Source organism: Mycolicibacter nonchromogenicus (genome assembly GCF_002101775.1).
Taxonomy (GTDB): Bacteria; Actinomycetota; Actinomycetes; order Mycobacteriales; family Mycobacteriaceae; genus Mycobacterium; species Mycobacterium nonchromogenicum.
In genome coordinates this window covers 1-1,371 of record NZ_LQPI01000067.1, presented here as the reverse complement: position 1 = coordinate 1,371, position 1,371 = coordinate 1, and the positions used below count along the sequence as shown (strand labels likewise).

The following is a 1,371-nucleotide window of genomic DNA, read 5'->3' as shown; positions in this document are numbered from 1 at the left end:
CCGGCAGTCGTAGTAGAGCGCGAATTCGTAGGGGTGGGGGCGCAGGTTGACCGGGGTGATTTCGTTGTCGCGTTTGTAGTTGATCCAGGTTTCGATCAGGTCGGGGGTGAACACGCCGCCTTCGGTGAGGTAGTCGTGGTCGGCTTCGAGGTTGTCGATGACCTGGGCCAGGGAGGTGGGGGCTTGGGGGATGGCGGCGGCCTCGTCGGGGGGAAGCTCGTAGAGGTCCTTGTCGACGGGGGCGGCGGGTTCGATCTTGTTCTTGATGCCGTCGATGCCGGCCATCAGCATGGCCGCAAACGCCAGGTAGGGGTTACCCGAGGAGTCCGGGCAGCGGAATTCCAGGCGCTTGGCCTTGGGGTTGGTGCCGGTGATCGGGATACGCACGCAGGCTGAGCGGTTGCGCTGGCTGTAGACCAGGTTGATCGGGGCCTCGTAGCCGGGGACCAGGCGCTTGTAGGAGTTGATGGTCGGGTTGGTGAAGGCCAGCAGTGAGGGGGCGTGGTGCAAGATGCCGCCGATGTAGTGCCGGGCGATGTCGGACAGGCCGCCGTAGCCGGCCTCGTCGTAGAACAGGGGGGCGCCGTCTTTCCACACTGACTGGTGTACGTGCATGCCGGAGCCGTTGTCGCCGAAGAGGGGTTTGGGCATGAAGGTGACGGTCTTGCCGTGGCCCCAGGCGGTGTTTTTGATGATGTATTTGAACAGCATCAGGTCGTCGGCGGCGTGCAGCAGGGTGTTGAACTTGTAGTTGATCTCGGTTTGGCCGCCGGTGCCGACCTCGTGGTGGCCGCGTTCGATGGTGAAGCCGGCGTTGGTGAGGTTGGTGGTCATGGCGTCGCGCAGGTCGACGTATTGGTCATAGGGTGCGACGGGGAAGTAGCCGCCCTTGGGGCGGACTTTGTAGCCGAGGTTGGGGCTGCCGTCGGCGTTGGTGGGGCGTCCGGTGTTCCACCAGCCGGCGGCGGAGTCCACTTCGTAGAAGGTGCCGTTGATCTGGGAGTCGAAGCGCACCGAGTCGAAGATGTAGAACTCGGCTTCGGCGCCGAAGTAGGCGGTGTCGGCGATGCCGGTGCTGGCGAGGTAGTTCTCGGCCTTGCGGGCGATGTTGCGGGGGTCGCGCGAGTAGGGCTCGCGGGTGAAGGGGTCGTGGACGAAGAAGTTCAGGTTAAGTGTCTTTGCGGCCCGGAACGGATCGATGCGTGCGGTTTCGGGGTCGGGCAGCAACAACATGTCGGACTCGTGGATGGACTGGAATCCACGGATCGAGGACCCGTCGAAGGCCAGCCCGTCTTCGAACACCGACTCGTCGAACGCGGCGGCCGGGATCGAAAAGTGCTGCATAACACCCGGAAGGTCGCAGAAACGAAT

At 63.7% G+C, this 1,371-nt stretch carries 1 protein-coding gene; it reads right to left on the bottom strand.

All coding sequences use genetic code 11. The features are described 5' to 3' along the window. A partial coding sequence (gene glnA / locus AWC18_RS17455) for a type I glutamate--ammonia ligase (protein WP_109560130.1) occupies nt 1–1,371 on the bottom strand: 1,371 nt, incomplete at both ends.